Below are 24682 nucleotides of genomic sequence, written 5' to 3'. Positions count from 1 at the left end.
CGACTGTTAAGTCGGCTAAAAACCAGGGTGCAGCTTTTTTGCGATTGTTTGCTCTGTGCCCGCGCGCTTTTTAGGCCCATTTGCTGGCGCGTCGCCCCTTTGCCCTATTGCCTCTTTGAGAGATCCGCTCTCCATGTTTGGTTCCAACGACGACAAAAAGACCCCCGCACCCACCGCGCCTGCTGCGGCTGAGAAAACCGCCGAGAAAAAAGACCTGTTCGGCTGGCTGCGCAAAAAACCCCAAGCGCCGGCGGCTGAGCCGGTTGTTGCTCCTGCGGTAGTACCGCTTGAACCGCTGGCCGTTGTGCCCGCAGATGCGGGCCTGATTGCCAGCGCTGTGCCGGCTGTTGTTGAAGTTGCGCCAGCCCCAGCGGTTGCGCCTGAGCCAGTGACTCTGCCCGATGTAGTGGTGGCTGAGCCGTTAGTAGCAATCCCAGCAGCCATTGTTGAATCGGTCGTTAGCGCCATCAGCATGCCGATCACTTTGGCAGCGCCGGCAGAGTTGACGCCTGCATCGGTCGCAGATTTACCGCCGGTGACTGTTCAGGCTCCCGTTCAGTTTTCGCCAGCCGAGTCAGTCACTCCACCAGTTGTCGCGGCAGCAGAGCTGGCGGGCGGCGAGCCGGTCGCCGCACCACGGGCTTCGCGGTTTCGCTTCAATGTCGGCAGCGAAGTGCTGCACGCCCATCTCGATGTAGCGCCGCTGGTCGTGCCGGTCGTAGTTGAGCCGCTGCCGGTTGCGCCCGTTGTTGTGGCTGAAATTAAACCGGCAGCCGACAACAAAGCCGGTTTTCTCGATCGCCTCAAGCAAGGTCTGTCGAAAACCAGCGCCAGCATTGGCGAAGGCATGGCCAGCCTGTTTCTGGGCAAAAAAGCCATCGACGATGACTTGCTGGAAGAGCTGGAAACCCGCCTGCTGACCGCCGACGTCGGCGTCGAGGCCACCACGGCGATTATTCAGAGCCTGACCCAGAAGGTCGCCCGCAAACAATTGACCGACAGCGGCGCGCTCTATCAAGCCCTGCAGGAAGAACTGGCGGCCATGCTGCGGCCAGTGGCCAAACCGCTGGTGATTGAGCCGTCGAAAAAACCTTTCGTGATTCTGGTGGTCGGCGTCAACGGCGCCGGCAAGACCACCACCATCGGCAAGCTGGCAAAAAAACTACAGCTGGAAGGCAAGAAAGTCATGCTGGCCGCCGGAGATACCTTCCGAGCCGCCGCAGTTGAGCAGTTGCAGGTCTGGGGTGAGCGTAATCAGGTCACGGTCATCGCCCAGCACACCGGCGCCGACTCGGCTTCGGTGATCTTCGATGCGGTGCAGGCCGCCACCGCGCGGGGCATGGACGTGCTGATCGCCGACACCGCCGGGCGTCTGCACACCAAAGACAACTTGATGGAAGAGCTGAAAAAAGTCCGCCGGGTGATCGGCAAGCTCGACGACACGGCGCCCCACGAAGTGCTGCTGGTGCTGGATGCTGGCACCGGGCAGAACGCCATCAATCAGGCCAAGCAATTCAATCAAACGGTCAATCTGACCGGCCTGGCCCTGACCAAGCTGGACGGTACCGCCAAGGGCGGGGTGATCTTCGCCCTGGCCAAGCAGTTTGGCATCCCGATTCGCTATATCGGCGTCGGTGAAGGCATCGATGATTTGCGCACCTTTGAGGCTGAGTCCTTTGTCCAGGCGCTGTTTGCCGGCGCCGAGCAGGAGCGTCCATGATTCGCTTTGAAGGGGTTGGTAAGCGCTACGCCAATGGCCACGTCGGCTTGCATGAGCTGAGCTTTCGCGTGCGGTTTGAGGCCGAGTTTTTTGTCCAAGCGTTGTTTGCCGGTGCCGAACAGGAGCGTCCATGATTCGCTTTGAAGGGGTTGGTAAGCGCTATGCCAATGGCCACGTCGGGCTGCATGAGCTGAGCTTTCGCGTGCGGCGCGGCGAGTTTTTGTTTGTCACCGGGCACTCCGGCGCGGGCAAGAGCACCTTGCTGCGTTTGCTGCTGGCCATGGAGCGCCCCACCAGTGGCAAGTTGTTGCTGGCCGGGCAGGACCTCGGGCAAATCAGCAATGCGCAGATTCCGTTTCTGCGCCGGCAAATCGGCGTGGTGTTTCAGAATCACCAGCTGCTGTTTGATCGCAGCGTGTTCAATAACATCGCCTTACCGCTGCAGATTCTCGGGCTGTCCAAGGCTGAAATCAGCAAGCGGGTTGGTGCGGCGTTGGAGCGGGTCAGTCTGTCGGATAAGACCGACCTGTTTCCCGGCGACCTGTCCACCGGCCAGCAACAACGGGTCGGCATCGCCCGCGCTGTGGTGCACCGCCCGGCCTTGCTGCTAGCGGATGAGCCGACCGGTAACCTCGACCCGCGCTTGGCGGCGGAGATCATGGGGGTGTTTGAAGACATCAATCGCCTCGGCACCAGCGTAGTGATCGCCAGTCACGACCTAGGCCTGATCGCGCGGATGCGCCATCGGATGTTGACCTTGCAGCGCGGCCGGTTGATTGGCGATGGGGAGTCAAGTTAATGAGTGCCACACGTCATTCCAAACCCGCCGAGCGGGTGGGTGGTAGCGGCCATAAGCCGAACAAGCCGGAGGCCGACGGCCCAACTTTTAACCACTTGCTGCAAGCTTGGCTGGAGAGTCATCGCGCCAGCCTGGTCGACAGCTTGCGGCGCTTGCTCAAGCAGCCGATCGGCAGCTTCTTTACCTGCCTGGTGATGGCGATTGCCCTGAGCTTGCCGATGGGCTTGTCGCTGCTGCTGAAAAACGTCGAACGGCTCGGTGGCTCCTGGCAGCGGGCGGCGCAGATTTCGCTGTTTATGCAGTTACAAGCCAGCCCCCAGGAGGCCGAGCAGCTGCGCGCGCAAATCGCCGAGTTGCCGGAAGTGGCGTCGGCCGAGTGGATCAGCCGCGAACAGGCGTTGGAAGAGTTCCAGCAGCAGTCCGGACTGGGCGAGGCGCTGAAAGAATTACCGGAAAATCCACTGCCGAGCGTGATCCTGGTCACCCCGGAGAAAGTCGATAAGGCTAACCTTGAGGCCCTGCGCTTGCGCTTGGCCGAGTTGCCCAAGGTTGAGCAGGCGCAGCTGGATTTGGTTTGGGTGGAGCGCTTGACCGCGATCCTTAAGCTCGGTGAGCACTTCGTGTTCGGTTTGAGTCTGTTGTTGGTGCTGGCCTTGCTGCTGGTGATCGGCAACACCATACGGTTGCACATCGAGAATCGGCGCATCGAGATCGAGGTGATCAAGCTGGTGGGTGGCACCGACAGCTATGTGCGCCGGCCGTTTCTGTATATGGGCGCCTTGTATGGCGTCGGTGCCGGCTTGCTGGCCTGGTTGGTGCTGGCCTTTGGGCTGGACTGGCTGAATGCTGCGGTGGTTAAGCTGGCTGGGTTGTACGGCAGTGATTTCTCGCTGGCCGGAGTGCCGCTGGCCGATGGTCTATCGTTGCTGTTGGGGGCGGTGCTGTTGGGCTACATTGGCGCCTGGCTGGCCGTCGCCAGGCATTTGAATGAGCTTGCTCCGCGCTAGTAAGTTGTTGTTTATATTCGTGTTTTATTGATTTTTCGGAAGTGTAAGGGAACTTTTCAACAGGTTCCCTGCCTGAAAATGCAGTGCTAAACTGCCAGTCGTTTTTTTGTTTTGCTTGCTTCATCTGTTTAAGCAAGAGTTCGGAGGATTCCCATGACCACTTCTTTGCAGCCTGTTTATGCCTTAGTCCCGGGTGCCAACCTGGAGGCTTACGTGCATGCGGTCAACAGCATTGCGCTGCTGACCCCTGAGCAGGAACGCGAGCTGGGCGAGAGTCTGTATTACCAGCAAGACCTTGAAGCCGCCCGGCAAATGGTGCTCGCGCACCTGCGCTTTGTGGTGCATATCGCCCGTAGTTACTCCGGTTATGGTCTGCCCCAGGCCGATTTGATCCAGGAAGGTAACGTCGGTCTGATGAAGGCGGTAAAACGCTTTAATCCGGAGATGGGCGTGCGCCTGGTGTCCTTTGCCGTGCATTGGATCAAGGCCGAAATTCACGAGTTTATCCTGCGTAACTGGCGCATCGTCAAAGTCGCCACCACCAAGGCGCAGCGCAAGTTGTTCTTCAATCTGCGCGGGCAGAAAAAGCGTCTGGCCTGGCTGAACAATGACGAGGTGCATGCGGTGGCCGCCAGCCTTGGGGTCGAGCCCCGTGAAGTGCGCGAGATGGAAAGCCGCTTGAGTGGTCACGACATGGCCTTCGATCCGGCCGCTGATGAGGACGACGAAAGCGCCTTCAAGTCGCCGGCGCATTATCTGGAAGATCACAGATACGATCCGGCCGTGCAGCTGGAAGCCTGCGACTGGAGCGACAACGCTTCGAGCAATTTACATGAAGCCCTGGCCGCCCTGGATGAGCGCAGTCGTGACATCTTGCAGCAGCGCTGGTTGAACGAAGACAAGGCCACCTTGCATGAGTTGGCGGCTAAATATGGTGTGTCGGCTGAGCGGATTCGCCAGTTGGAGAAAAACGCCATGAACAAGCTCAAAGGCACCATTGAGGCCTAAGCGCCACGCCTAAACAGCCGCACCCAGGTGCGGCTTTTTTCTGTCTGTTATTTTTCTGCCCGCTGTTTTTTTGGAGTAGAGCGATGAAACTGCCACCGCTGCGTTTGCAGCATGGGCTGTTGTTTGCCCTGTTGGCGCTGCTGTTCTTCGGTTGGGGCGCCTGGTTGATGCGCCCGCCGGCTGCCGTCGAACCTTTGCCTGAGCTGGCCGTTTGGCAGGCGCAGTTATTCCCGGCGCTGGCGAACGAGCAGCTGGCGCTGGCCGAGCTGAGTGGGCAGACCGATGGCGAGCTGTGGCTGCAGTCGCAAGCGGCTGGGCCGCGGTTGTTGTATCGGGGCCCATTGGCCGGTGCCGAGGGCGGTTGGACGCTGATGGCTGAGCTGCACTTGAGCGGCGCTGAACGCGAGAGCCTGGTCGCTGCCGCCGGTTTTCAGCCCGGTAACCGCGAGCAGCCGCTGAGCCGCCAATTGCTTGAACCCCTGGCTCGTCTGCCGGTACTCGAGCTTGAGCTGACGCCGATAACGCCGGTGTCGGCCGCACGTTTGGCGGCAACCTTGGGCCAGCCGCGGTTGCGTCTGCAAATCGAAGGCGGTGAGGCGTGGGTCTATCCGGCGCTGGGGCTGACGGCGCGAATGCAGGGCGATACGCTGCTGTCGTTACGAGCGCTGCCCAAGCGCGCCATGCAGCATTAGTGGGCAGCGGCTCAGCGCTTGTCAGTCCACCAGTCAGGGCGTTGCGGTGCTAGCTGGTTGAGGTAGTGACTGCCGCCCAGTTGCCAGCCCTGGCGACGAATCCAGTTGGCGCGCCGGCTGACGTAACCGCTGGGCCGGCGCGGGCTCCATTCCCGTGGATTAGGCAGCACCGCCGCCAACAGTGAGGCTTGTTGATTGGACAGGTAGCTGGCGCCAATGCCGAAGTGCTGGCGCGCGGCGGCTTCGGCGCCGAACACCCCATCGCCCCATTCGACGGTGTTCAAATACACCTCAAGAATGCGCTGCTTGGACCAGCACAACTCGATCAGCCCGGTAAACCAGACTTCCAGACCTTTGCGCGGCCAGCTGCGGCCCGACCAGAGAAACAGGTTTTTCGCCACCTGCTGGCTCAGGGTGCTGGCTCCGCGCAATGAGCCGCCGCGTTCGTTATGCGCCAGTGCGGCGCGGATGGCGCCCAGATCAAAGCCCCAGTGTTCGGCGAATTTTTGGTCTTCGGCAGCAATCACGGCGATTTTCAAGTCATTCGGCAGGGCTTCCCAGGGGCGCCAGCTGCGTTTTAGCTCGATCGGCTGGCCGTCGATCCATGACTCAATCTTGCGCTCGACCATCAGCGCGCTGCCCGGCGGCGGCAGCCAGCGCAGGGCCAGTACCAGCAACGCCGAGGCCGCAGCGCAATAGCCGAGTGCTTTAAATAGGCGGCGGAGCAGGAGTCGAAGCATATGCGGCTTGGCCAAGTCAGGTGGGCGGGCCATTATAGCCAGCGGATTCACCCGGTCTCTATCTGTGCAGTTTGGAGCGTGCTTAATGTTGCGTGGATTTCTATTGCTGGCGGCGTTCTTTGGTTTTACTGGTGTCGGGCTCGGCGCCTTTGCCGCCCATGCCTTAAAGAGCCGGTTGTCGCCGGAGTACTTGGCGGTGTTTCAAACCGGCGTGCACTATCAAATGCTGCATGCCTTGGTGTTGCTGGCGCTGGCCTTGCTGGTGCGGCAGTTGCCGGGGCGCTTGCTGCGGGCCGCCGGCTGCCTGTTTACGCTGGGCATTGTGCTGTTTTCGGGCAGCCTCTATGCCTTGACCCTGAGCGGCATTAGCGCTCTGGGGATGATTACGCCCTTGGGTGGCCTGGCGTTTTTGGCCGGCTGGTTGTGCTTGGGTGTGCACGCCTGGCGGTTGAGTTCGGTCCCGGCCTAAGGGCTGCCGTCTGGCGCCTTTTACCTTGGTCGGCGCCGGTGATCGGGCTAGAATGCGGGCCCCTCAAATTTGTTCGTGGCCGCTTATGCAGATTCAGTTAAATGGCGAAGCCTTTGAGTTGCCCGACGGTCAGACCGTCGCCGGTGTGCTTGAGTACTTGCAGCTTGGCGAGCGGCGGGTGGCGGTCGAACTCAATCTCGACATAGTGCCGCGCAGCCTGCATGCCAGCACCCAGTTACAGGCCGGCGATGTGCTGGAAATCGTCCACGCCATTGGCGGCGGCTAAGCGTCGCTGGCCAGCCACGCTTCGCTCATCCTCGTTTACGCTCGCAAGGAGTTCCCGTGAATTCAGCACCTGTCAGTAACCTTGTCAGCGATCAGCCGTTCGTTTTGGCTGGCCGTACCTATCAATCGCGGTTGCTGGTGGGCACGGGCAAGTACCGTGATCTCGAGCAAACCCGGCTGGCCATTGAAGCCTCGGGCGCCGAGATCGTGACCGTCGCGGTGCGTCGCACCAATATTGGCCAGAACCCCGGCGAGCCGAACCTGCTGGATGTGTTGCCGGCTGATCGCTATACCATCTTGCCGAATACTGCCGGCTGCTTTGATGCCATTGAAGCGGTGCGCACCTGCCGCCTGGCGCGCGAACTGCTGGACGGCCACAACCTGGTCAAGCTGGAAGTTCTGGCCGACCAGAAGACCCTGTTCCCCAATGTGATTGAAACCCTCAAGGCCGCCGAAGTGCTGGTCCGGGAAGGTTTCGATGTGATGGTGTACACCAGTGATGACCCGATTATTGCCCGTCAGTTGGGCGAAATCGGCTGCATCGCGGTCATGCCCTTGGCCGGGTTGATTGGCAGCGGGCTGGGCATCTGTAACCCCTACAACCTGCGGATCATCCTTGAGGAAGCCAAGGTGCCGGTGTTGGTCGATGCCGGTGTCGGTACTGCCTCCGATGCCAGCATCGCCATGGAACTGGGCTGCGCCGCGGTGCTGATGAACAGTGCCATCGCCAATGCGCAAAACCCGGTCATGATGGCGCAGGCGATGAACCATGCGGTCATCGCTGGGCGGCTGGCGTACCTGGCCGGCCGGATGCCGAAAAAACTCTATGCCAGCGCCTCATCGCCGCTGTCTGGGTTGATTAACTAAGCTGCTCATTTACCGGTAAGAGTTATTCCATGTCTGAATTGCAAGAGCCTGCGGCACCTGCCGAAGAGCCGCGCCCAATGCGCCCGATCAAGAGTTTTGTGATGCGCGCTGGGCGCATGACCGAAGGCCAGCAGCGCGGCCTGGAGCTGGGCCTGCCAAAGTTTGGTCTGGATTTGGCCGATGGCCTGCGCGATTTCGATCAGGTGTTTGGCCGCAGCGCGCCACGGACCTTCGAGATCGGTTTCGGCATGGGCAGCGCGACCCTGGAGATGGCCGCGGCTGAGCCTGAGCACGATTTTATTGGCGTGGAGGTGCATCGCCCCGGCGTTGGCGCCTTGCTCAATGGCGTCTTGACGCAGAATCTGAGCAACCTGCGGGTCTACAGTTTTGACGCCATGGAAGTGCTGCGCGATTGCATCAGCGACGCCAGTCTCGACCGGGTGTTGCTGTTTTTCCCCGATCCATGGCACAAGGCCCGGCACAATAAGCGTCGGATCGTGCGCCCTGAGTTTGCCCAGCTGGTGCGGCAAAAGCTGAAAGTCGGCGGCATTTTGCACATGGCCACCGACTGGCAGCCCTACGCCGAATACATGTTGGAAATCATGCAGGCCGCCCCCGGTTATCGCAATCTGGCGGCCGATGGCGGCTGTGTCGAACGCCCGGCGGAACGTCCGGTGACCAAGTTTGAGCGGCGTGGCGAGCGCCTCGGGCATGGCGTCTGGGACATTAAATTCCAGCGTGTCGACTAATCTGCACTGCAGTGTCAGTTAACACTACTAAGGACGATCAATTAGACCGGGTCAACTCGGCACAAGAATGGACTCTTGCTTTGGCATTGATTAATGCTCGACCGGAAACGGTTGTCGGCATTCACGGAGTGTTGCAGTGCTTGCGCGTTGCGAGGAGATAACTGTGTTGAGAAAGTTTGCAATTCTGCTGCTAGCCGGTTGTGCGTTACAGGCACAAGCGAAGGTTGATGCGATTCAGGCTGCGCGCCTAGGCGTCGAGTTGACACCGTTTGGCGGTGAGCGTGCCGGTAATGCGGCAGGCACTATCCCGGCCTGGGATGGCGGTATTACCACGGCCCCTGCGGGTTATCAGCCGGGCATGCATCACCCCGATCCCTATGCCGGCGATGCGGTGCAGTATGTGATCAACAGCAAGAACCTTGGGCAATACCAAGCGTTGTTGCCCGAAGGCGTGCAAGCCTTGCTGAAAAAGCAGCCCGAGTACTTCTTGCGAGTGTTTCCGACCCATCGCAGCGCCTCGGCGCCGCAGCGGCTCTATGACGCGGCCAAGCAAAACGCGCAAAGCGCCGAGTTGATTGCCGACGGTAATGGGGTTGATGGCGTGGCCGTAGGCACGCCTTTTCCGATCCCCAAGGATGGCCTGGAAGCCATCTGGAACCACATCATGCGTTACCGTGGCGACCAGATTCACTTCGTCACCAATCAAGCGGCGGTGCTTAGCAACGGCAGTTACAACCTGCTCAAACTTGATCGCAATATTTACTTTGTCTACGGCCGTGACGGCATGACGACCAAGGATCTGTCCAACACGTTGTTCTACTACAAGTACCAGGTGGTAGCGCCGGCCAAGCTCGCCGGCTCCGCATTGGTGGTGCAGGAAACCCTTGATCAGGTCTTGGCGATTCGCAAGGCCTGGCGCTTTAACCGTGGCGAGCGCCGGGTGCGACGTTTGCCAATGCTGGCCTTCGACACCCTGCAGCCGGACACTAATGGCATGGCCACCGCCGACATGGTCGACAGTTTCAACGGTGCGCCAGAGCGTTACGAGTGGAAGTTGCTCGGCAAGAAAGAAATGTTGGTGCCGTACAACAGCTATGCCGTGCACCAGGAAGGTATCCCCTACGAGACCATCCTCAAGGATAAAACCGTTAACCCTGAGCTGCTGCGCTACGAGCTGCACCGGGTTTGGATTGTCGAAGCGAGTGTGCGCAAAGGCTTTAGTCACCCTTATAGCAAGCGCCGGTTTTACCTCGACGAGGACAGCTGGCAAATCCTGGCGGCCGACCTGTATGACAAGAACGGCGCCTTGATTGGTCTGCAAGAAAGCCATGCGATCAATTATTACGACGTGCCGATGTTTGGCAGCACCCTGGAAACCGTTTACGACTTCCCTGGTGATCGTTATTTTGCCGATGGTCTGGACAACAACGAACCGATGTACGACTTCAAGGCCAAACTGGCGCCAGTGGACTTCACGCCACAGGCACTGCGCCGCGAAGGTAACTAACGGGTTTCGGACGCGCATAAAAAAACTGCTTTCGAGCGGTTTTTTTATGCGCGGCGAGTCAGTCGATTAATTCGGCGCCAAGAATGGTGGTTTCCGGTATGGACTGCGGCGCCGGGCAGACCTGCAGGTACTTGATGCTCTCGCGCGGGATCAGTAGCAGATCGCCATCCACTTCGATGCTAATAAAAGGCGACTCCAGCTGCATGCGCAACAAGCGGGCAATCTGTGCCGGGTCACCCTGCTGTTGCGGGAAGCGCATGGCCAGGCGCTGGCCATCTTGAAAGTACAGGTACAGATGCTTGGTCGGTTTCATCGGCTCTTCTCGGCGTTATGGCAAGGCTGCCGGCGCGCCGTGAAGACCGCAGCACTCAGCTACGGTCGGCCAGTACACCGATCACGAAGAAGACTAGTAGCAATACCGGCGCCAGGGTGTAGTTATTGAAAGAGCCCAGCGCCTGGGTCAGATAAGGCGTTAAGAAAATAATCGCCAGGCCGTAGACCACCGCGCAGAGCAACACGAATATCAGGGTGCGAAACACAAAGTTCAGGCTGCCAATCGAGCGTTGCACCCAGGCATTCAGGCCGGGGCCGAACAACACGAACAGGGTCGCCATCAAGGCCAGGGAAATGTCGCCCAGATGGCTGCGGCTCCAGCGCGACAGGGTGGCGATTAGGTCGAGAACTAAATCCATGAAAGGTCCTTAGGCGTGGTGCGTGGCGGGGCTCAGGGCAGAAAATACTGCAGCAGATCGTTAAGAAACAGTTGGCCTTCGCGGCTGGCGGTCAGTCGCGCCGGGTCTTGCAGCAGCAAGCCACGCTGCTCGGCTTGGCTGCGCGCCCCGGCCAGCAAGCTCAGCGGCAGGCCGGTGCGTTGCGTAAACAACTGGCTGGCGGCGCCATCGTTGAGGCGTAGCACGTTGATCAAAAACTCAAAGGGCAGCTCGCCGGGCGTGAGGTTTTTTTGCCCCGCGAGAAAGTTTTTGCTGGGGTCGAGATAGTCTTTCGGCAACCGGGTTTTCCAGCTGCGGATGATCTGCCCGCTGGGGCTACTGAGCTTGGCGTGGGCGCCGGCGCCGATGCCGAGAAAGTCGCCAAAGCTCCAGTAATTGAGGTTGTGCCGCGCCTGCCGACCGTCGCGGGCGTATGCCGAGACTTCGTACTGGGCGTAACCGTGCTCGGTCAGCAGTTGCAGGCCGGCCTCCTGGATGTCCCAGAGAATGTCGTCTTCGGGCAATTGCGGTGGCTGGCTCCAGAACACCGTGTTCGGCTCCATGGTCAGCTGATACCAGGACAAATGGGTCGGCTGCTGGGCGATGGCGGTGCGCAGGTCGAACAAGGCGTCGTCGATGCTCTGATCGGGCAGGCCGTGCATCAGGTCGAGGTTGAAGTTATCGAAGCCGGCTTGACGCGCCATATCGGCGGCGCGGATCGCCTCGTCACCGTCGTGGATGCGGCCCAGCGCCGTGAGCTTTTGCTGCTGAAAGCTCTGCACGCCAATCGACAGGCGATTGATGCCCAGCTGGCGATAGGCGGAGAACTTGGCCTGCTCGAAGGTGCCGGGGTTGGCTTCCAGGGTGATCTCGATGTCGGCGGCAAAGCCGATGCGTTGTTCTACGCCGGCCAGGATGCGGCCCAAGGCCGGCGCGCTAAACAAGCTGGGCGTGCCGCCACCGAAGAAAATCGAACTCAGCTGGCGGCCATGCACATGCTGTAAATCGGCATCCAGATCGGCCAGCAAGGCGTCGACATAGGCGGCCTCCGGCAGATTTGGCCCGGCGGCATGGGAGTTAAAGTCGCAATAGGGGCATTTGCGCACGCACCAGGGAATGTGGATATACAGCGACAAAGGCGGTAACTCGAAACCGGCTGGGGCGATCTGCAGGTCGCTGTTTTGGCGACTCATAGCCCCAGGCGCTGCTTGAGCAAGCGCATGGCGATGGCGCGATGGCTCAGCTGGTTTTTCTCAGTGGCCGGCAGTTCGGCGCTGGCGCAGTTGCGTTCGGCCACCCAAAACAGCGGGTCGTAACCAAAGCCTTGGCTGCCGCGCGGTTCGCGCAAAATACTGCCGTGCCAGAGACCTTCGCAGACAATCGGTAGTGGGTCGTCGGCGTGCCGCACCAGCGCCACGGCGCAGACAAACTGCGCGCCGCGCTCGTCGTCCGGCACATCCTTGAGGGCTTCGAGCAGCTTGGCATTGTTGGCCGCATCGCCCTGACCCTCGGCGTAACGGGCCGAGCGGATGCCCGGTGCGCCGCCGAGGTAGTCGACCGCCAGGCCTGAGTCGTCGGCCAATGCCGGCAGGCCGGAAACACGCGCCGCATGGCGGGCCTTGAGAATTGCGTTCTCGATAAACGACAGGCCGGTTTCGTCTGGCTCCACCAAGCTGAAAGCGCTGACGGCCTGCACCTTGATGCTGTCGCCGAGCATGGCTTGCAGCTCTTTGAGTTTGCCGGCGTTATGGCTGGCCAATACCAGTTCGGTTAGGGCTTTCATTGGTCGGGGAAGAATTCTTGGCTGAAGTCGAAGCTGTGCGGCACGCCGTCAGCGCCTTTGACGTTAAGGGTGAAACGCAGCATTTCTTGTTGTTCGAAGGGAAACTGCGCCAGGTAGTAAATCGCCGTGCCTTCTTTGACTTGCTTGAAGGTCAGCGGGCTGATTTGCCCGAGCAGGTTTTTTACCTCGCCACTGACTTGGCCGGTGCTGGCTAAGCCTGCTTGCAGCAACGCGACATTGACCACGCCTTGGCTCTTGCTGCGCACCAGGCCGACTGCAGCGGCGACCTCGGGCTGCAAAAAGCCGGAGTTGAAGGCGCTGTAATGCACATCCAACTCGCCATAGCTTTGTTTCTGTTCGGCCATGGCGGGCAGTGCCAGGCAAAAAGCCAAAAGCAGTAGGGCTAAACGTTGCATGGTGATTCTCCTCTGGTTGCGCTGATTATTCAGTTCGCGCGGGCGGCTGCATGGGGCTCGGGCCGCTGACGCGATAGATACCAATCTCACCAAATAGATTAGGCCATATCTGATTGCTAAAGCTGTGTCGATGCAGGCGATCTACCGCTAGGCGGTCGAGCACCTGAACCTGGCGCTGGTGGCAAAGCTCCTCGAAGTCGAGGAAGGTGCAGAAGTGAATGTTTGGCGTGTTGTACCAGGTGTAAGGCAGGAACTCGGAGACCGGCATCTGACCTCTGCGCAGCAAGTCCCAGCGGCAACGCCAATGGCCGAAGTTGGGGAAAGTGATGATGCATTGACGGCCGATGCGCAACATCTCTTCCAGCAGCCGGTCGGGGTACTGCACGGCTTGCAGGGCCTGGGTCATCACCACTACATCGAAGCTGTTGCTGGCGAAGTTGCTCAGGCCCTGGTCGAGGTCTTGCTCGATCACGTTGATGCCCTTGTGCAGGCATTGGGCAATGTTGTCGGCGTCGATTTCCAGGCCATAACCGCTGACCTGTTTGTGGTCGCGCAGCCAGGCGAGCAGCTCGCCGTCGCCGCAGCCGAGGTCGAGCACCCGGCTGCCGGTCGGGATCCAGTCTTGAATGATGTCTAGGTCGGCTCTCATGTCAGGACGGCCTCAAACGCTAATGCGCTGCATATAGGCGTCGAAGGCCTGCAGGTAGCGTGGAATAGGGATCAGGAAGGCATCGTGGCCTTGCGGGGCGTCGATTTCCAGGTAGCTGACGTTTTTGCCGGCGGCCATCAGGGCATCGACCAGCTCGCGCGAGCGGGCCGGCGAGAAGCGCCAGTCGGTGGTAAAGGACATCACGCAAAAATCCGCATGAGCTGGCGCTAGTGCCTTGGCCAGATCTCCGCCTTGGCTGGCGGCGGGGTCGAAGTAATCGAGCGCCTTGGTCATCAGCAGATAGGTGTTGGCGTCGAAGCGTCCGGAAAACTCTTCGCCCTGATAGCGCAGGTAGCTTTCGACCTGAAATTCGACACTGTGAAAGTCGTAATTGAGCTTGTCGCTTTTCAGGTCGCGGCCGAATTTTTCGCCCATGGCGTCATCCGACAGGTAGGTGATATGGCCGACCATGCGCGCCAGTATCAGCCCGCGCTTGGGGATGACGCCGCGCTCCTGAAAGTGCCCGCCGTGAAAGTCCGGATCGGACAGAATCGCCTGGCGTGCCACCTCGTTAAAGGCAATATTTTGCGCCGACAGCTTGGGCGCGCAGGCAATGGCCAGGCAATGGCGCACGCGCTCGGGATAGCTGATGGTCCATTGCAGCGCCTGCATGCCGCCCAAGCTGCCGCCGACCACTGCCGCCCACTGACTAATGCCGAGGCGCTCGGCCAGCAGCGCTTGGCTATGGACCCAGTCTTCCACCGTCATCATCGGGAAGTCGGCGCCGTAAGGCTTGCCGGTTTCGGGGTTGAGGCTGGATGGCCCGGTCGAGCCATTGCAGCCGCCCAGATTGTTCAGGCTGACGACAAAGAATTTGCGCGTATCAATAGGTTTGCCTGGGCCGATACAGCTGTCCCACCAGCCCGGTTTGCGCTCGTCGACACTGTGATAACCGGCGGCATGATGATGGCCGGACAGTGCGTGGCAAATCAACACGGCGTTGCTGCCCGTGGCGTTTAGCTGGCCATAGGTTTCATACACCAGTTGGTAATTGGCCAGACTGCGCCCACAAGCCAGTTGTAAGGGCTCAAGGAACTGTTCGATCTGGGGGCTGACGAGGCCAACGGAATCTTCTGTAAAGACGCTGGGCATTGAGCCTGCTCGCACTTAAATAAGGTCGTCAGTCTAAAGAGCGAGGCCCCCTGCGGCAAGCGCAGGGGGCCTCGGGTGTGCCTAATTACTGCGCAGATCAAGCACTTGGGTTTATTCGACGGCGCTCAGGCCGCGCCCGGCGCCGGGCAGGCTGACGACTTTGCCTTGGCGCTGCACTGGCGCCGGACGGCGCAGTACGCGCAGCATGTCGTTGGCTTGGGCGAGCTGTTGCTCCAGCTCGCTGTTGTAACTGGCCAGGTGCTGGCTGCGCTGATGGCTTTGCTGGGTCTCTTGGGCCAGGGCTTTGAGGCGTAGCATATGGGTTTCGAGCAGTTGCTTATTCTCCAGGCAGTGCTGCATCAGTGGCGTCAGGGCATCGCTGGCCCATTGCTCGGTGTCTTGGCGCAGGCGCTGATGCAGGCCAATAACTTCCTGCACCAGGGTGGCGAAGAAACGTCGGCTGAGGGTGCTTTGATTGGTCAGGATGGTTTTTAGGTGCAGGCGAAATTGGTCGGCTTGCACTTGCAGTTGCTTCAGCTCGCGCAGCGGCCGCTTGAGGTTAAATAACGGTGCGTCGATGCCGTGCAGCGGATTGTCTTGGTTATGCCGGCGGTAGATGGCGGAAACCATTTTGTTGGCCAGCTCGGCTTCATGGCCGAGGTTGTGCAGGTCGGCTTCCAGCGAGCGGAAGAAGTGCAAAATGGTCTGGTTGATGCCGAAGGTGGTCCAGCTACCGGTGAGGTTTTTACCCAGCAGTTCGAGGTGTCTGTCGAGCTGCTCGCTGCGCACCGAATTGCGCAGCAGGTCGCCTTGGCGCTTGAGCAGGCGCTGGTTGGTTTTTAAACCGAGCAGGCGCTTGTGGTGCTGGCCGTGGTCTTCTTTGGTTTTGGCGGTCAGTTCAAGCAGCAACTGGCCGTTATCCTGCTGGTGGGTGGACAGTAGCTCATGCTGTTCGCGCACCTTGCCCAGGCGCAGGTTGAGTATGTGTTGACTGTTTTGCAGCAGGCCCAGCACCTGGCTGACCACCCGATCCTCGATCAAGCGTTCTTTCTGCGCAACTATGCGCTCACAGAGCAAGGTTTCCAGGTCGGCCAGCTGGCTGCGGTCGAGCAGCGCCTGGTCCTTGCGGACCTTGGCCAGCAGCGCTTGCTTGGCCGAGACCGGCAGCACGTTTTCGTTGGCAATACCCAGTTGCTTGGCGGTGGCGCTGCGGATTTTTTCGATGGCGTGCTGCACAAAAGTCTCGCCGGCGAGATCATCCCAGAGCACGTCAATCTTGTTCAGTACGGCCAGCAGGCAAACCGGATTTTCTTCATCCAAATGCAAAATGTGTTGCTGCCAAACGGCCATGTCGCTGGCGGTAACGCCGGTGTCGGCCGCGAGCAGAAAAATAATCGCCTGGGCGCTGGGCAGCATCGACAGGGTTAACTCAGGCTCGCTGCCCAGGGCGTTTAGCCCGGGCGTGTCGAGAATCCGCAGACCTTGGCGCAGCAAGGGGTGGTCGAAATTGACGATGGCATGGCGCCAGGCGGGTACCAGCACTATGCCGGGCTTGCCGGCGCTTTCGAGCATGTCCGGGTGAAAACCGAGCTGAATCGCCTGGGCGACCGGCATGGGCTTGGTTTTGGCCACTTGAGTGAAGGCCTGCACCATATTGTCGGGATCGCTGAGGTCCAGCGGGATATTCACCCAGTGGCTGGGGATGCGCTTGAACTGGGCCACGCTGGCTTGCGCTGCGCGGGTTTCAATCGGCAACAGGCGTATATAGGAGCGCTCGGAGCGCGGATCAAAAAACAACTCAGTCGGGCACATGGTGGTGCGCCCGGCGCGGGAGGGCAGCATGCGCTGGCCATACTCGGAGAAGAACAGGCTGTTGATCAGCTCGGTCTTGCCGCGTGAGTACTCACCCACGAATGCCAGGGTGATGTGGTCGGTGCGCAGCAGTTTCAGCGCGCGCTCAAGCTTGGCCTCGACGGCGTCAGAGCTTAGGTGGTTGTGCGCCAGCCAGCTGCGGTAGCGGGTGATCTCGCGCATTAACTGACGCTTCCAGGCAACGTAAGCCGTTACCTGTTGACTGAGACGCTCCATGCTCATGTTGTTGCTCCTCTGCTAACTGCATCCTGCTGGTTGGTCGGCAAGATCAATGGGGACAGCGGCTAATCTTAACGAGCTGTTAGTGGCGCACAGCGGCGGGCAGATAGTGTCCATTTGATAGCATGCATTATGACGAACTGGCCTTTAGCGTCAAACGGTTAGCGCCATAATCCCACCTTAAGGTCAGTCAAGGTGTCCGAGCGGTCAGTCCGGGTAATTCGGGCAGCTTTTTCGGTTGACGAATGCGTACCCGTTTTTGCCGATTGAGCTCGCCACTGAGCAGCTCGACCTGGCTTTTCGCTACCCCAAAAGCCGCGCCCAAAAAGGCCAGCAGGTGGGCGTTGGCTTTGCCTTCGACAGGGGGCGCGGTGAGGCGGATTTTCAACCGTTCACCGTGCAAGCCGGCAAACTCATCGCAGCTGGCCTTGGGTTGCAGGTGGCAGTCGAGGATCAGGTCTTCGCCGTCCCAGCGGAAATAGGTCATTACATCAGCATGCGCAGCACGTCAGGCATGCCAGTCATTTGCGCCAGGTTATTAATCACCAGCATGTCCAGCAGCTTGATCGCGATAAAGGCGAAGATCGGTGATAGATCCAGCCCGCCCATATTCGGCAAGAGCTTGCGGAACGGCATCAGCAAAGGCTCACAGAGCTGATTGACCAGCAGGGCGGCGGGATTGTGACTGCCTTGGGCGACCCAGGAGAGGATCACGCTGATGATCAGGGCATAGAAGAAGATATTGATAAACAGTGCGGTAATGCCAATCAGCGACCAGATCAGCAGCTGGATTGGGCTGCCGGTAGTGCCATAGGCCAGCAGCATGGTCAGTGCCATCAGCACCAGTTGCACCAGCAAAGCCAGCACCAGGGAGGCGATATCCAGCCCGGCGATGCTTGGGATAATGCGGCGCAGCGGCTTGAGCAACGGCTGGGTGGCACGCACGGCGAACTGGCTGAGCGGGTTGTAGAAATCGGCGCGCACCAATTGCAGGATAAAGCGCAGCAGCACGATCATCAGGTACAGGCTGCCGAGGGTTTGCAGGACGTAGAGTGCTGCTTGATTTAATTGATCCATGCTGTGCTCCTTATTGACCCAGTTCTTCGGCAAGTGTGGCCGAGCGTGCGGCGGCGGCGTTGAGCGCTTGCTCGACCAAGGCTTCGAAACCGCCGGCTTGGAAGGTGTTGATCGCCGCCTCGGTGGTGCCATTCGGCGAGGTCACGCGGCGGCGCAGTTCGCTGGCATCGACGTCGCTGGCCAGGGCCATGCGCGCGGCGCCGAGGGCGGTTTGCTGGGTGAGTTTGAGGGCGGTCGCGGGCGACAGACCGAGTTTTTCGCCGGCGGCGACCATCGCTTCGATCAGTAAAAAGAAATACGCCGGACCGCTGCCAGACACCGCAGTCACCGCATCGATCTGCTGCTCATTATCCAGCCATAGGGCCAAGCCGACGGCCGATAACAGCTGCTCGGCTTGCTGGCGTTGCGGGGCCGACACCTGGGCGTTGGCATACAAACCGCTGACGCCTTCGCGCAGCAAGGCCGGGGTGTTGGGCATGCAGCGCACGATGGCGCGGTTACCCAGCCAGCGTTCGAGGCTGGCGCAGCCGATGCCGGCGGCAATCGAGACAATCAACTGACCAGGCTTAAGGTTGTTGACCAGCTCCAGGCAGACGGTTTTCATCACCTGGGGCTTGACCGCCAGCACCACCAGATCGGCGCCCTGTATGGCGTCGGCGTTATGAGCAAAGACTTGGATGCCCAGTTCGGCGGCAACCTTGCCGCGTTGCTCGGCCCCAGGCTCGCTGGCGCAGAGGGCGCTGGCGGCCACGCCCTGTGCCCGTAGACCGCCAATCAGGCTGGCAGCCATGTTGCCGGCGCCAATAAAGGCAATACGTGTGCTGCTCATAACGGGGTTTCCTTAATAAATGCGGGGGCCGCGTCGGCGGTTGTCGAGGCTGGCGAGGACTGGCCGTAGTCGCGGGCGCCAAACAGCGCGCTGCCGATGCGAACCCAGGTCGAGCCTTGGCTGATCGCCGCTTCCAGGTCGTCGCTCATGCCCATGGAGAGGCTGTCGAGATCGAGCTTGAGGCTAATATTTAAACTGTCCTGCAGTTCGCGCAGGCGGGCAAAGGCGGCGCGCTGCGCGTTGACGTCGGCGGTTGGCTCGGGAATGGCCATCAGTCCGCGCAGCTTCAGGTGTGGCAGTTGCGCGATGGCGGCGGCCAGTAACGGCAATTCCTCGGCCGAGCAACCCGCCTTGCTGGGCTCGGCGCTGACATTGACCTGCAGGCAGATATTCAGCGCCGGCAGCTCGCTGGGGCGTTGCTCGGACAGGCGCTGGGCCACCTTCAAGCGCTCGACCGAATGCACCCAGTCGAAGTGCTCGGCAATCGCCTTGGTCTTGTTGGACTGAATCGGGCCGATGAAGTGCCAGGTCAGGGCTAAATCCGCCAGCTCGCGCTGTTTCTCCAGGGCCTCTTGCAGATAGTTCTCACCGAAGTCGCGCACGCCTGCCGCGCAGGCTTGACGCACGGCGCTGGCCGGCTTGGTTTTACTCACCGCCAGCAGGCCAATGCTGCTTATATCTCGCCTGGATGCTTGCGCCGCCGCACGGATGCGCGCACCGACCTTTGCAATATTCTCTGCTATCGTGGACATTACCTGCGCTCGCCGCTTAGGGTCTGCGGCATTCTACCTGCTTACTAGTTTTTGGGGAGTTCCATGGATATCACTGAGTTGCTTGCCTTCAGCGCCAAGCAAGGCGCTTCAGACCTGCATCTCTCGGCGGGCTTGCCGCCGATGATTCGCGTCGATGGCGATGTACGCCGGATCAACCTGCCGCCCTTGGATCACAAGCAAGTGCACGCGCTGATCTACGACATCATGAACGACAAGCAGCGCAAAGACTTCGAGGAATTTCTCGAAACCGATTTCTCCTTTGAAGTGCCCGGCGTGGCGCGTTTTCGGGTTAACGCCTTCAATCAGAATCGTGGCGCTGGCGCGGTGTTTCGGACCATTCCCTCCAAGGTCTTGAGCATGGAAGACCTAGGCATGGGCGAAATCTTCAAGAAGATTTCCGATGTGCCCCGTGGTTTGGTGTTGGTCACCGGACCGACCGGTTCGGGTAAGTCGACCACCCTGGCAGCGATGCTCGACTATATAAACAGTAACAAATATCACCACATTCTCACTGTGGAAGACCCGATCGAATTCGTCCATGAATCGAAAAAATGCCTGATCAACCAGCGTGAAGTGCATCGCGATACTCTGGGCTTCTCGGAAGCCTTGCGCTCGGCCTTGCGGGAAGACCCGGACATCATTCTGGTCGGCGAAATGCGCGACCTGGAGACCATTCGTTTGGCCCTGACCGCGGCGGAAACCGGGCACTTGGTGTTCGGCACCTTGCACACCACCTCTGCGGCGAAAACCATCGATCGGGTGGTCGACGTGTTCCCGGCCGAAGAGAAATCCATGGTCCGCTCGATGCTGTCGGAGTCGTTGCAGTCGGTGATTTCCCAGACCCTGATCAAGAAAGTCGGTGGCGGCCGGGTGGCGGCCCACGAAATCATGATCGGCACAGCGGCGATTCGTAACCTGATCCGTGAAGACAAGGTGGCGCAGATGTATTCGGCGATTCAAACCGGCGGTTCGCTCGGCATGCAGACCCTCGACTCGTGCCTCAAGGGCCTGGTTGCCAAGGGTGTGATTACCCGCGAGAACGCCCGCGAAAAATCCAAGACCCCAGAAAACTTCTGATTACGGCCAGCGTCGTTATTGCACTGCCATTAATAGGCGAGAGAGCACATGGAATTCGAAAAGCTGTTGCGTTTAATGGTCGAAAAAGGCGCCTCGGACCTGTTTATTACCGCCGGTGTACCGCCATCGATGAAGGTCAACGGCAAAATCATGCCGGTGACCAAAACCGCCATGTCGCCGGAGCAAACCCGTGAAACCGTGCATTCGGTGATGAACGAGCAGCAGCGCCGCGATTTTGCCGAAAGCCATGAGTGCAACTTCGCCATCAGCGCCCGCGGCGTTGGGCGCTTCCGGGTTAGTGCCTTCTATCAGCGCAACCTGGCTGGCATGGTGCTGCGGCGGATCGAAACCAATATTCCAACGCTCGAAGACCTGAAGCTGCCGGAAATACTCAAGCAGCTGTCGCTGACCAAACGCGGCCTGGTGTTGTTTGTTGGGGCCACCGGTACCGGTAAGTCGACCTCCCTGGCGGCGATGATTGGCTACCGCAACAAGAACAGCAGCGGCCACATCATTTCGATCGAAGATCCGATTGAATATATCCACCAGCACCAGAGTTGCATCGTCACCCAGCGTGAAGTGGGTATCGATACCGAGACGTTTGAGATCGCGTTGAAGAACACCCTACGCCAGGCGCCGGACGTGATCATGATCGGTGAGGTGCGCACCCGCGAGACCATGGATCACGCCGTGGTGTTCGCCGAAACCGGCCACCTGTGTTTGGCCACCTTGCACGCCAACAACGCCAACCAGGCGTTGGACCGGATCATCAACTTCTTCCCGGCCGACCGTCAGCAGCAGGTGTGGATGGATTTGTCGTTGAACCTTAAGGCCATCGTGGCCCAGCAATTGGTGCCAACCCCGGATGGCAAGGGCCGCCGTGCGGTGATTGAGGTGTTGATTAACACCCCGTTGGCCGCTGACTTGATTCGTAAGGGCGAGGTGCACGAACTCAAAGCCTTGATGAAGCGCTCCACCGAACTGGGCATGCAGACCTTCGATCAGGCGCTGTATAACCTCTACAGCCAGGGCGAGATAACCTATGAGGACGCCTTGTCCCATGCCGATTCGACTAACGATTTGCGCCTGATGATCAAGCTGGGTTCGGAAACCGATGGCGAGCACTTGAGCAGTTTGTCGCAAGGTTTGTCGCTGGAAGCGAATGATGATGGTCCAGGACGACGCTTTAGGTAAGCTTAAGCTGTTGCCAAAACCCGCCGCTGCAGGCCGTGTGAAAACTACTGCGCTCGGTTATGCGGCGTTAAAAACAGGCTCGGAATGCTCATTTACAACCCGTAAACTGCGCTTCCTCGCCTGTTTTGACTGCGCTTCGCTTGCCCTGCGGGCCAACCTTCGGTTGTTACTCTGCTTCGCTGCGTTGCGCCTTGCCTAACCTTCGCTCGCTACGTTTTCACGCGGTCTGGCTGTGCGGGTTTTTCATTTGCGCGGGTGGCTACGCAAGCCCGCTGGCATTGAATCGATATCAGTCTGCAGGAGTTCAGTATGCAAGTTGTTCAAGATACGCACAGCAAGGCCATTGGCTACCTGTTGTGGATTTTCGGTTTTCTCGGCGCTCATCGTTTTTATTACGGCAAGCCGGTGACCGGCACCCTGTGGTTCTTTACCCTGGGTTTGCTCGGGATTGGCTGGATCATCGACTTGTTTCTGATCCCCTCGATGGATCGCGAGGCGGATTTGCGCTTTAACGCAGGCCCCTTGGATTACAACCTGGCGTGGATTTTATTGGTGTTTCTTGGGCTGTTTGGTGTGCATCGGATGTATCAGGGCAAGTGGATCAGCGGGATTTTGTATTTGTTTACCGGCGGGTTTTTTCTGCTTGGGGTGCTCTATGACTTTTGGACACTGAACGATCAGCTTTCGGTCGGCAATGCCGAGAGTTCGCGCTTGGCGTTGTAAGTTTGCAGTTAGCAAGACAGCGCTGTTGTCTTTAGCAATCAGGCCCGCCCATTGGCGGGCCTGATCGTTTGTGGCGCTTTAACCTTGGAAGCTGATACGGCCATCGACCAAGGTGTAGCGCACCGCTCCTGGCAGGCAGTGACCGATAAAGGGGCAGTTGGCGCCTTTCGATAGCCAACGTTCACCGGCCAGGGTCGAGCCTTGTGGGTCGAACAACAGCAGGTCTGCCGGTGCTCCCACCGCGAGACGGCCGACCGGCAAGCGCAGGGCCTTGGCTGGGCCGGCACTGAGGCGGGCGAGCAGGGTGGGCAGGTCGAGCAGGCCGTCCTGCACCAGGGTCATGGCCAGCGGCAGCAGCAGCTCGACGCTGCTGATACCGGGTTCGGTGGCGGCAAAGGGCGCCAGTTTAGCGTCTGCTTCGTGGGGCTGGTGATGGCTGGCGATGGCTTTAATCACCCCTGACTTAACTGCGGCGCGCAAACCGTCGCGGTCGGCGTGGGTGCGCAGTGGCGGTTGCACATGATAGAGGCTGGAAAACTCGGTCAGCGCCTCATCGGTCAAAATCAGTTGATACAACGCAACGTCGGCAGTCACCGGCAGGCCGCGGGCCTGGGCCTCGGCGATCATCTGCGCGCCACGGGCGGTGCTGAGCTGGCTGAAGTGCGCGCGTACCCCGGATTGCTCAACCAGTAACAAATCGCGGGCCAGGGCTACGGTTTCGGCGCTCTCTGGAATCCCGGCCAGGCCAAGAAAACTGGCGGTCGGGCCTTCGTGAGCAATGCCTCCAGCGGCAAGGTCACGGTCTTGGGAGTGAAAAATCACCGTCAGGTTGAAGGTGGCGGCATATTCCAGCGCCCGGCACAGGGTGCGGTTGTTGCTGAAGCTCTGCAAGCCGTTGCCGAAGGCCACGCAGCCGGCGTCGCGCAGCGCCACCAGTTCGGCGAGCTGTTCGCCTTCGAGGTTTTTGCTCAGGGCGCCAATCGGAAAGACTTTGCAGTGCCCGGCTTCGCGGGCGCGATCGAGGATCAGTTCGGCCACCGCCGAGGTATCCAGCACCGGCTTGGTCTGCGGCGGGCAGCACAGGCTGGTAACGCCGCCGGCCGCGGCGGCGAGGGTTTCGCTGGCAATTGAGCCCTTGCGGCTGTAGCCCGGCTCGCGCAGGGCCACGGTCAGGTCGACCAGGCCTGGGCTGGCCACCAAACCCTTGGCGTCGATGCTGCGCTCAGGGACAAAACCGCTCGGTGCTTGGCCGAAGGCGGCGATCTTGCCGCCCTCCAGAAACAGGTCGGTGATCTGGTCCAGACCGCTGGCCGGATCTATCACTCGCGCGCCGATGATATGGGTACGCATCAGCGCTGCTCCTGGTTGTCTTGATTCAGTTGGCGCTGGGCGGCCTGGCCGCTCATGGCCATCGACAGCACGGCCATGCGAATCGCGATGCCATAGGTGACCTGATTGAGAATCACCGATTGCGGCCCGTCGGCGACGGCCGATTCGATTTCAACGCCGCGATTGATTGGCCCCGGATGCATCACCAGTGCGTCCGGTTTGGCCAGCGCCAGGCGCTGGGTGGTCAGGCCGTAGGTGCGGTAAAACTCGCCGGCGCTGGGCAGTAGGCCGCCGTGCATGCGTTCGGTTTGCAGGCGCAGCATTATGATGACGTCGACATCCTTGAGGCCTTCGGTCAGGTCGGTGTAAACGCTGACGCCGTATTGTTCGATGCCAACCGGCAGCAGGGTTTTCGGCGCAATCACGCGAATATCCGGGCAGCCAAGGGTTTTCAGCGCTTGCATATTGGAGCGGGCGACCCGCGAATGGAGGATGTCGCCGACAATCGCCACTGAGAGGTTCTCGAAGCCGCCCTTGTGCCGGCGGATGGTCAGCATGTCGAGCATGCCTTGGGTCGGATGCGCGTGGCGGCCGTCACCGCCGTTGATGATGGCGACGTTGGGGCAGACGTGTTCGGCAATAAAGTGCGCTGCGCCAGAGTCACCATGGCGGACCACGAACATGTCGGCGGCCATGGCCTCAAGGTTGCGCAAGGTGTCGAGCAGGGTTTCGCCCTTGCTGGTCGAGGAAGTCGAGACATTCAGGGTGATCACATCGGCCGACAGCCGCTGAGCGGCCAGTTCGAAGGTGGTGCGGGTGCGGGTGGAGTTCTCGAAGAACACATTGCAGACGGTCTTGCCGCGCAGCAGCGGGACTTTTTTCACGGCGCGGGCGCCGACTTCGAGAAAGGAGTCGGCGGTGTCGAGGATTTCCGTCAGTAACTCGCGGGATAGCCCGTCAATCGAGAGAAAGTGGCGCAGTTGGCCCAGGTCATTGAGTTGCAGCGGGCGCTTAGCGGCAGTCGGCGTCATCGCGA

Annotated in this window: 29 protein-coding genes and 1 pseudogene; 15 read left to right on the top strand and 15 right to left on the bottom strand. The window is 60.0% G+C overall.

Going from position 1 to position 24682, the window contains the following annotated elements; translation table 11 throughout:
• Positions 1-133: 133 nt before the first annotated feature.
• The 6 genes and pseudogenes from ftsY to Q8R10_RS11790 all read left to right on the top strand — a co-directional run bounded on the left by ftsY (position 134) and on the right by Q8R10_RS11790 (position 5226).
• Positions 134-1720 (top strand): signal recognition particle-docking protein FtsY, encoded by a 1587-nt coding sequence (ftsY, locus tag Q8R10_RS11815; protein ID WP_305653985.1) that lies wholly within the window; start codon positions 134-136, stop codon positions 1718-1720.
• Positions 1717-1797: pseudogene (locus tag Q8R10_RS20865) on the top strand (cell division ATP-binding protein FtsE); the annotation flags it as partial. The gene ftsY and the pseudogene Q8R10_RS20865, both read left to right, overlap by 4 nt.
• A 53-nt stretch (positions 1798-1850) precedes the next feature.
• Positions 1851-2519 (top strand): cell division ATP-binding protein FtsE, encoded by a 669-nt coding sequence (gene ftsE / locus Q8R10_RS11805; protein ID WP_305653982.1) that lies wholly within the window; start codon positions 1851-1853, stop codon positions 2517-2519.
• Positions 2519-3526: a permease-like cell division protein FtsX gene (gene ftsX / locus Q8R10_RS11800; protein WP_305653981.1), complete on the top strand. Its 1008-nt coding sequence runs from the start codon at positions 2519-2521 to the stop codon at positions 3524-3526. The genes ftsE and ftsX overlap by 1 nt, the downstream gene beginning before the upstream one ends.
• A gap of 153 nt (positions 3527-3679) precedes the next feature.
• Positions 3680-4534 carry an RNA polymerase sigma factor RpoH gene (rpoH, locus tag Q8R10_RS11795; protein WP_305653980.1) on the top strand — a complete coding sequence of 285 codons (855 nt, stop codon included), beginning with the start codon at positions 3680-3682 and terminating at the stop codon, positions 4532-4534.
• An 83-nt stretch (positions 4535-4617) separates the two neighbouring features.
• Positions 4618-5226 (top strand): hypothetical protein, encoded by a 609-nt coding sequence (locus Q8R10_RS11790; RefSeq protein WP_305653978.1) that lies wholly within the window; start codon positions 4618-4620, stop codon positions 5224-5226.
• A gap of 11 nt (positions 5227-5237) precedes the next feature.
• On the opposite strand, the gene mtgA is transcribed toward Q8R10_RS11790, so the two are convergent.
• Positions 5238-5966 carry a monofunctional biosynthetic peptidoglycan transglycosylase gene (gene mtgA / locus Q8R10_RS11785; RefSeq protein WP_305653976.1) on the bottom strand — a complete coding sequence of 243 codons (729 nt, stop codon included), beginning with the start codon at positions 5964-5966 and terminating at the stop codon, positions 5238-5240.
• Between the two features lie 85 nt (positions 5967-6051).
• On the opposite strand from mtgA, the gene Q8R10_RS11780 reads away from it, so the two are divergent.
• From Q8R10_RS11780 to Q8R10_RS11760, 5 genes are all read left to right on the top strand, one after another.
• Positions 6052-6435: a DUF423 domain-containing protein gene (locus Q8R10_RS11780; protein WP_305653974.1), complete on the top strand. Its 384-nt coding sequence runs from the start codon at positions 6052-6054 to the stop codon at positions 6433-6435.
• Positions 6436-6520: 85 nt separating this feature from the next.
• The gene (thiS, locus tag Q8R10_RS11775; protein WP_305653972.1) at positions 6521-6721 is read left to right on the top strand and encodes a sulfur carrier protein ThiS; all 201 of its coding nucleotides are present in this window, start codon (positions 6521-6523) and stop codon (positions 6719-6721) included.
• A 56-nt stretch (positions 6722-6777) separates the two neighbouring features.
• A complete protein-coding gene (locus Q8R10_RS11770) occupies positions 6778-7587 on the top strand; it encodes a thiazole synthase (RefSeq protein WP_305653971.1) in 810 nt (269 codons plus the stop codon).
• A 77-nt stretch (positions 7588-7664) separates the two neighbouring features.
• Positions 7665-8336 carry a tRNA (guanosine(46)-N7)-methyltransferase TrmB gene (gene trmB / locus Q8R10_RS11765; RefSeq protein WP_305654057.1) on the top strand — a complete coding sequence of 224 codons (672 nt, stop codon included), beginning with the start codon at positions 7665-7667 and terminating at the stop codon, positions 8334-8336.
• 163 nt (positions 8337-8499) lie between these two features.
• Positions 8500-9843, top strand: coding sequence for a DUF1329 domain-containing protein (locus Q8R10_RS11760; protein WP_305653969.1), 1344 nt, complete (start codon positions 8500-8502; stop codon positions 9841-9843).
• Positions 9844-9901: 58 nt separating this feature from the next.
• Here Q8R10_RS11760 and Q8R10_RS11755 read toward each other — a convergent pair whose 3' ends face one another.
• From Q8R10_RS11755 to Q8R10_RS11700, 12 genes are all read right to left on the bottom strand, one after another.
• Positions 9902-10156: a hypothetical protein gene (locus Q8R10_RS11755; protein ID WP_305653968.1), complete on the bottom strand. Its 255-nt coding sequence runs from the start codon at positions 10154-10156 to the stop codon at positions 9902-9904.
• A 55-nt stretch (positions 10157-10211) separates the two neighbouring features.
• A complete protein-coding gene (locus Q8R10_RS11750; RefSeq protein ID WP_305653966.1) occupies positions 10212-10535 on the bottom strand; it encodes a DUF3392 domain-containing protein in 324 nt (107 codons plus the stop codon).
• Positions 10536-10567: 32 nt separating this feature from the next.
• Positions 10568-11746 (bottom strand): radical SAM family heme chaperone HemW, encoded by a 1179-nt coding sequence (gene hemW, locus Q8R10_RS11745; protein WP_305653964.1) that lies wholly within the window; start codon positions 11744-11746, stop codon positions 10568-10570.
• A complete protein-coding gene (gene rdgB, locus Q8R10_RS11740) occupies positions 11743-12336 on the bottom strand; it encodes an RdgB/HAM1 family non-canonical purine NTP pyrophosphatase (protein WP_305653963.1) in 594 nt (197 codons plus the stop codon). The genes hemW and rdgB overlap by 4 nt, the downstream gene beginning before the upstream one ends.
• The gene (locus Q8R10_RS11735; RefSeq protein WP_305653962.1) at positions 12333-12752 is read right to left on the bottom strand and encodes a DUF4426 domain-containing protein; all 420 of its coding nucleotides are present in this window, start codon (positions 12750-12752) and stop codon (positions 12333-12335) included. The genes rdgB and Q8R10_RS11735 overlap by 4 nt, the downstream gene beginning before the upstream one ends.
• Positions 12753-12777: 25 nt before the next feature.
• Positions 12778-13401, bottom strand: a complete 624-nt coding sequence (gene metW, locus Q8R10_RS11730; protein ID WP_305653960.1) for a methionine biosynthesis protein MetW — start codon at positions 13399-13401, stop codon at positions 12778-12780.
• 12 nt (positions 13402-13413) lie between these two features.
• Positions 13414-14553 carry a homoserine O-acetyltransferase gene (locus Q8R10_RS11725; protein WP_305653959.1) on the bottom strand — a complete coding sequence of 380 codons (1140 nt, stop codon included), beginning with the start codon at positions 14551-14553 and terminating at the stop codon, positions 13414-13416.
• Between the two features lie 111 nt (positions 14554-14664).
• Positions 14665-16647, bottom strand: coding sequence for a dynamin-like GTPase family protein (locus tag Q8R10_RS11720; protein WP_305653957.1), 1983 nt, complete (start codon positions 16645-16647; stop codon positions 14665-14667).
• Between the two features lie 187 nt (positions 16648-16834).
• Positions 16835-17131, bottom strand: a complete 297-nt coding sequence (locus tag Q8R10_RS11715; RefSeq protein ID WP_305653955.1) for a DUF167 domain-containing protein — start codon at positions 17129-17131, stop codon at positions 16835-16837.
• Positions 17131-17721 carry a YggT family protein gene (locus Q8R10_RS11710; protein WP_305653953.1) on the bottom strand — a complete coding sequence of 197 codons (591 nt, stop codon included), beginning with the start codon at positions 17719-17721 and terminating at the stop codon, positions 17131-17133. The genes Q8R10_RS11715 and Q8R10_RS11710 overlap by 1 nt, the downstream gene beginning before the upstream one ends.
• A 10-nt stretch (positions 17722-17731) precedes the next feature.
• The gene (proC, locus tag Q8R10_RS11705) at positions 17732-18550 is read right to left on the bottom strand and encodes a pyrroline-5-carboxylate reductase (RefSeq protein WP_305653951.1); all 819 of its coding nucleotides are present in this window, start codon (positions 18548-18550) and stop codon (positions 17732-17734) included.
• Positions 18547-19302 (bottom strand): YggS family pyridoxal phosphate-dependent enzyme, encoded by a 756-nt coding sequence (locus tag Q8R10_RS11700; RefSeq protein WP_305653949.1) that lies wholly within the window; start codon positions 19300-19302, stop codon positions 18547-18549. The genes proC and Q8R10_RS11700 overlap by 4 nt, the downstream gene beginning before the upstream one ends.
• Before the next feature lie 63 nt (positions 19303-19365).
• Here Q8R10_RS11700 and pilT point away from each other — a divergent pair, with 63 nt between their 5' ends.
• The 4 genes from pilT (at position 19366) to Q8R10_RS11680 (ending at position 22317) form a co-directional block, all read left to right on the top strand.
• On the top strand, positions 19366-20400 hold the full coding sequence (gene pilT / locus Q8R10_RS11695) for a type IV pilus twitching motility protein PilT (protein WP_305653948.1): 1035 nt from the start codon (positions 19366-19368) through the stop codon (positions 20398-20400).
• A gap of 48 nt (positions 20401-20448) precedes the next feature.
• Positions 20449-21594 carry a PilT/PilU family type 4a pilus ATPase gene (locus Q8R10_RS11690; RefSeq protein WP_305653946.1) on the top strand — a complete coding sequence of 382 codons (1146 nt, stop codon included), beginning with the start codon at positions 20449-20451 and terminating at the stop codon, positions 21592-21594.
• Positions 21566-21793 (top strand): hypothetical protein, encoded by a 228-nt coding sequence (locus Q8R10_RS11685; RefSeq protein ID WP_305654060.1) that lies wholly within the window; start codon positions 21566-21568, stop codon positions 21791-21793. The genes Q8R10_RS11690 and Q8R10_RS11685 overlap by 29 nt, the downstream gene beginning before the upstream one ends.
• Positions 21794-21903: 110 nt before the next feature.
• Positions 21904-22317: a TM2 domain-containing protein gene (locus tag Q8R10_RS11680; protein WP_305653944.1), complete on the top strand. Its 414-nt coding sequence runs from the start codon at positions 21904-21906 to the stop codon at positions 22315-22317.
• 78 nt (positions 22318-22395) lie between these two features.
• On the opposite strand, the gene Q8R10_RS11675 is transcribed toward Q8R10_RS11680, so the two are convergent.
• Positions 22396-23667, bottom strand: a complete 1272-nt coding sequence (locus Q8R10_RS11675) for a dihydroorotase (protein ID WP_305653943.1) — start codon at positions 23665-23667, stop codon at positions 22396-22398.
• Entirely contained in the window at positions 23667-24677 is a 1011-nt protein-coding gene (locus Q8R10_RS11670; RefSeq protein ID WP_305653942.1) for an aspartate carbamoyltransferase catalytic subunit, read from the bottom strand. Before Q8R10_RS11670 ends, Q8R10_RS11675 begins: the two co-directional genes overlap by 1 nt.
• Positions 24678-24682: the final 5 nt, after the last annotated feature.

Origin of the sequence: Pseudomonas sp. (assembly GCF_030698175.1) — a bacterium.
Taxonomy (GTDB): domain Bacteria; phylum Pseudomonadota; class Gammaproteobacteria; order Pseudomonadales; family Pseudomonadaceae; genus Aquipseudomonas.
Note: the sequence above shows the minus strand (reverse complement) of the source record. Positions and strands in the feature narration are given on the sequence as shown.

What these genes read in the sequence shown, in the direction of transcription:
- Q8R10_RS11750 (WP_305653966.1), bottom strand. Translation starts at nt 10,535, where the DNA reads ATGGATTTAGTTCTCGACCTAATCGCCACCCTGTCGCGCTGGAGCCGC.
- Q8R10_RS11755 (WP_305653968.1), bottom strand. Translation starts at nt 10,156, where the DNA reads ATGAAACCGACCAAGCATCTGTACCTGTACTTTCAAGATGGCCAGCGC.
- Q8R10_RS11780 (WP_305653974.1), top strand. Translation starts at nt 6,052, where the DNA reads ATGTTGCGTGGATTTCTATTGCTGGCGGCGTTCTTTGGTTTTACTGGT.
- Q8R10_RS11685 (WP_305654060.1), top strand. Translation starts at nt 21,566, where the DNA reads ATGATGGTCCAGGACGACGCTTTAGGTAAGCTTAAGCTGTTGCCAAAA.
- Q8R10_RS11700 (WP_305653949.1), bottom strand. Translation starts at nt 19,302, where the DNA reads ATGTCCACGATAGCAGAGAATATTGCAAAGGTCGGTGCGCGCATCCGT.
- rpoH (WP_305653980.1), top strand. Translation starts at nt 3,680, where the DNA reads ATGACCACTTCTTTGCAGCCTGTTTATGCCTTAGTCCCGGGTGCCAAC.
- Q8R10_RS11680 (WP_305653944.1), top strand. Translation starts at nt 21,904, where the DNA reads ATGCAAGTTGTTCAAGATACGCACAGCAAGGCCATTGGCTACCTGTTG.
- Q8R10_RS11710 (WP_305653953.1), bottom strand. Translation starts at nt 17,721, where the DNA reads ATGGATCAATTAAATCAAGCAGCACTCTACGTCCTGCAAACCCTCGGC.
- Q8R10_RS11670 (WP_305653942.1), bottom strand. Translation starts at nt 24,677, where the DNA reads ATGACGCCGACTGCCGCTAAGCGCCCGCTGCAACTCAATGACCTGGGC.
- ftsE (WP_305653982.1), top strand. Translation starts at nt 1,851, where the DNA reads ATGATTCGCTTTGAAGGGGTTGGTAAGCGCTATGCCAATGGCCACGTC.
- metW (WP_305653960.1), bottom strand. Translation starts at nt 13,401, where the DNA reads ATGAGAGCCGACCTAGACATCATTCAAGACTGGATCCCGACCGGCAGC.
- proC (WP_305653951.1), bottom strand. Translation starts at nt 18,550, where the DNA reads ATGAGCAGCACACGTATTGCCTTTATTGGCGCCGGCAACATGGCTGCC.
- Q8R10_RS11735 (WP_305653962.1), bottom strand. Translation starts at nt 12,752, where the DNA reads ATGCAACGTTTAGCCCTACTGCTTTTGGCTTTTTGCCTGGCACTGCCC.
- hemW (WP_305653964.1), bottom strand. Translation starts at nt 11,746, where the DNA reads ATGAGTCGCCAAAACAGCGACCTGCAGATCGCCCCAGCCGGTTTCGAG.
- thiS (WP_305653972.1), top strand. Translation starts at nt 6,521, where the DNA reads ATGCAGATTCAGTTAAATGGCGAAGCCTTTGAGTTGCCCGACGGTCAG.
- ftsX (WP_305653981.1), top strand. Translation starts at nt 2,519, where the DNA reads ATGAGTGCCACACGTCATTCCAAACCCGCCGAGCGGGTGGGTGGTAGC.
- Q8R10_RS11690 (WP_305653946.1), top strand. Translation starts at nt 20,449, where the DNA reads ATGGAATTCGAAAAGCTGTTGCGTTTAATGGTCGAAAAAGGCGCCTCG.
- mtgA (WP_305653976.1), bottom strand. Translation starts at nt 5,966, where the DNA reads ATGCTTCGACTCCTGCTCCGCCGCCTATTTAAAGCACTCGGCTATTGC.
- Q8R10_RS11720 (WP_305653957.1), bottom strand. Translation starts at nt 16,647, where the DNA reads ATGAGCATGGAGCGTCTCAGTCAACAGGTAACGGCTTACGTTGCCTGG.
- Q8R10_RS11790 (WP_305653978.1), top strand. Translation starts at nt 4,618, where the DNA reads ATGAAACTGCCACCGCTGCGTTTGCAGCATGGGCTGTTGTTTGCCCTG.
- ftsY (WP_305653985.1), top strand. Translation starts at nt 134, where the DNA reads ATGTTTGGTTCCAACGACGACAAAAAGACCCCCGCACCCACCGCGCCT.
- trmB (WP_305654057.1), top strand. Translation starts at nt 7,665, where the DNA reads ATGCGCCCGATCAAGAGTTTTGTGATGCGCGCTGGGCGCATGACCGAA.
- Q8R10_RS11715 (WP_305653955.1), bottom strand. Translation starts at nt 17,131, where the DNA reads ATGACCTATTTCCGCTGGGACGGCGAAGACCTGATCCTCGACTGCCAC.
- pilT (WP_305653948.1), top strand. Translation starts at nt 19,366, where the DNA reads ATGGATATCACTGAGTTGCTTGCCTTCAGCGCCAAGCAAGGCGCTTCA.
- rdgB (WP_305653963.1), bottom strand. Translation starts at nt 12,336, where the DNA reads ATGAAAGCCCTAACCGAACTGGTATTGGCCAGCCATAACGCCGGCAAA.
- Q8R10_RS11675 (WP_305653943.1), bottom strand. Translation starts at nt 23,667, where the DNA reads ATGCGTACCCATATCATCGGCGCGCGAGTGATAGATCCGGCCAGCGGT.
- Q8R10_RS11725 (WP_305653959.1), bottom strand. Translation starts at nt 14,553, where the DNA reads ATGCCCAGCGTCTTTACAGAAGATTCCGTTGGCCTCGTCAGCCCCCAG.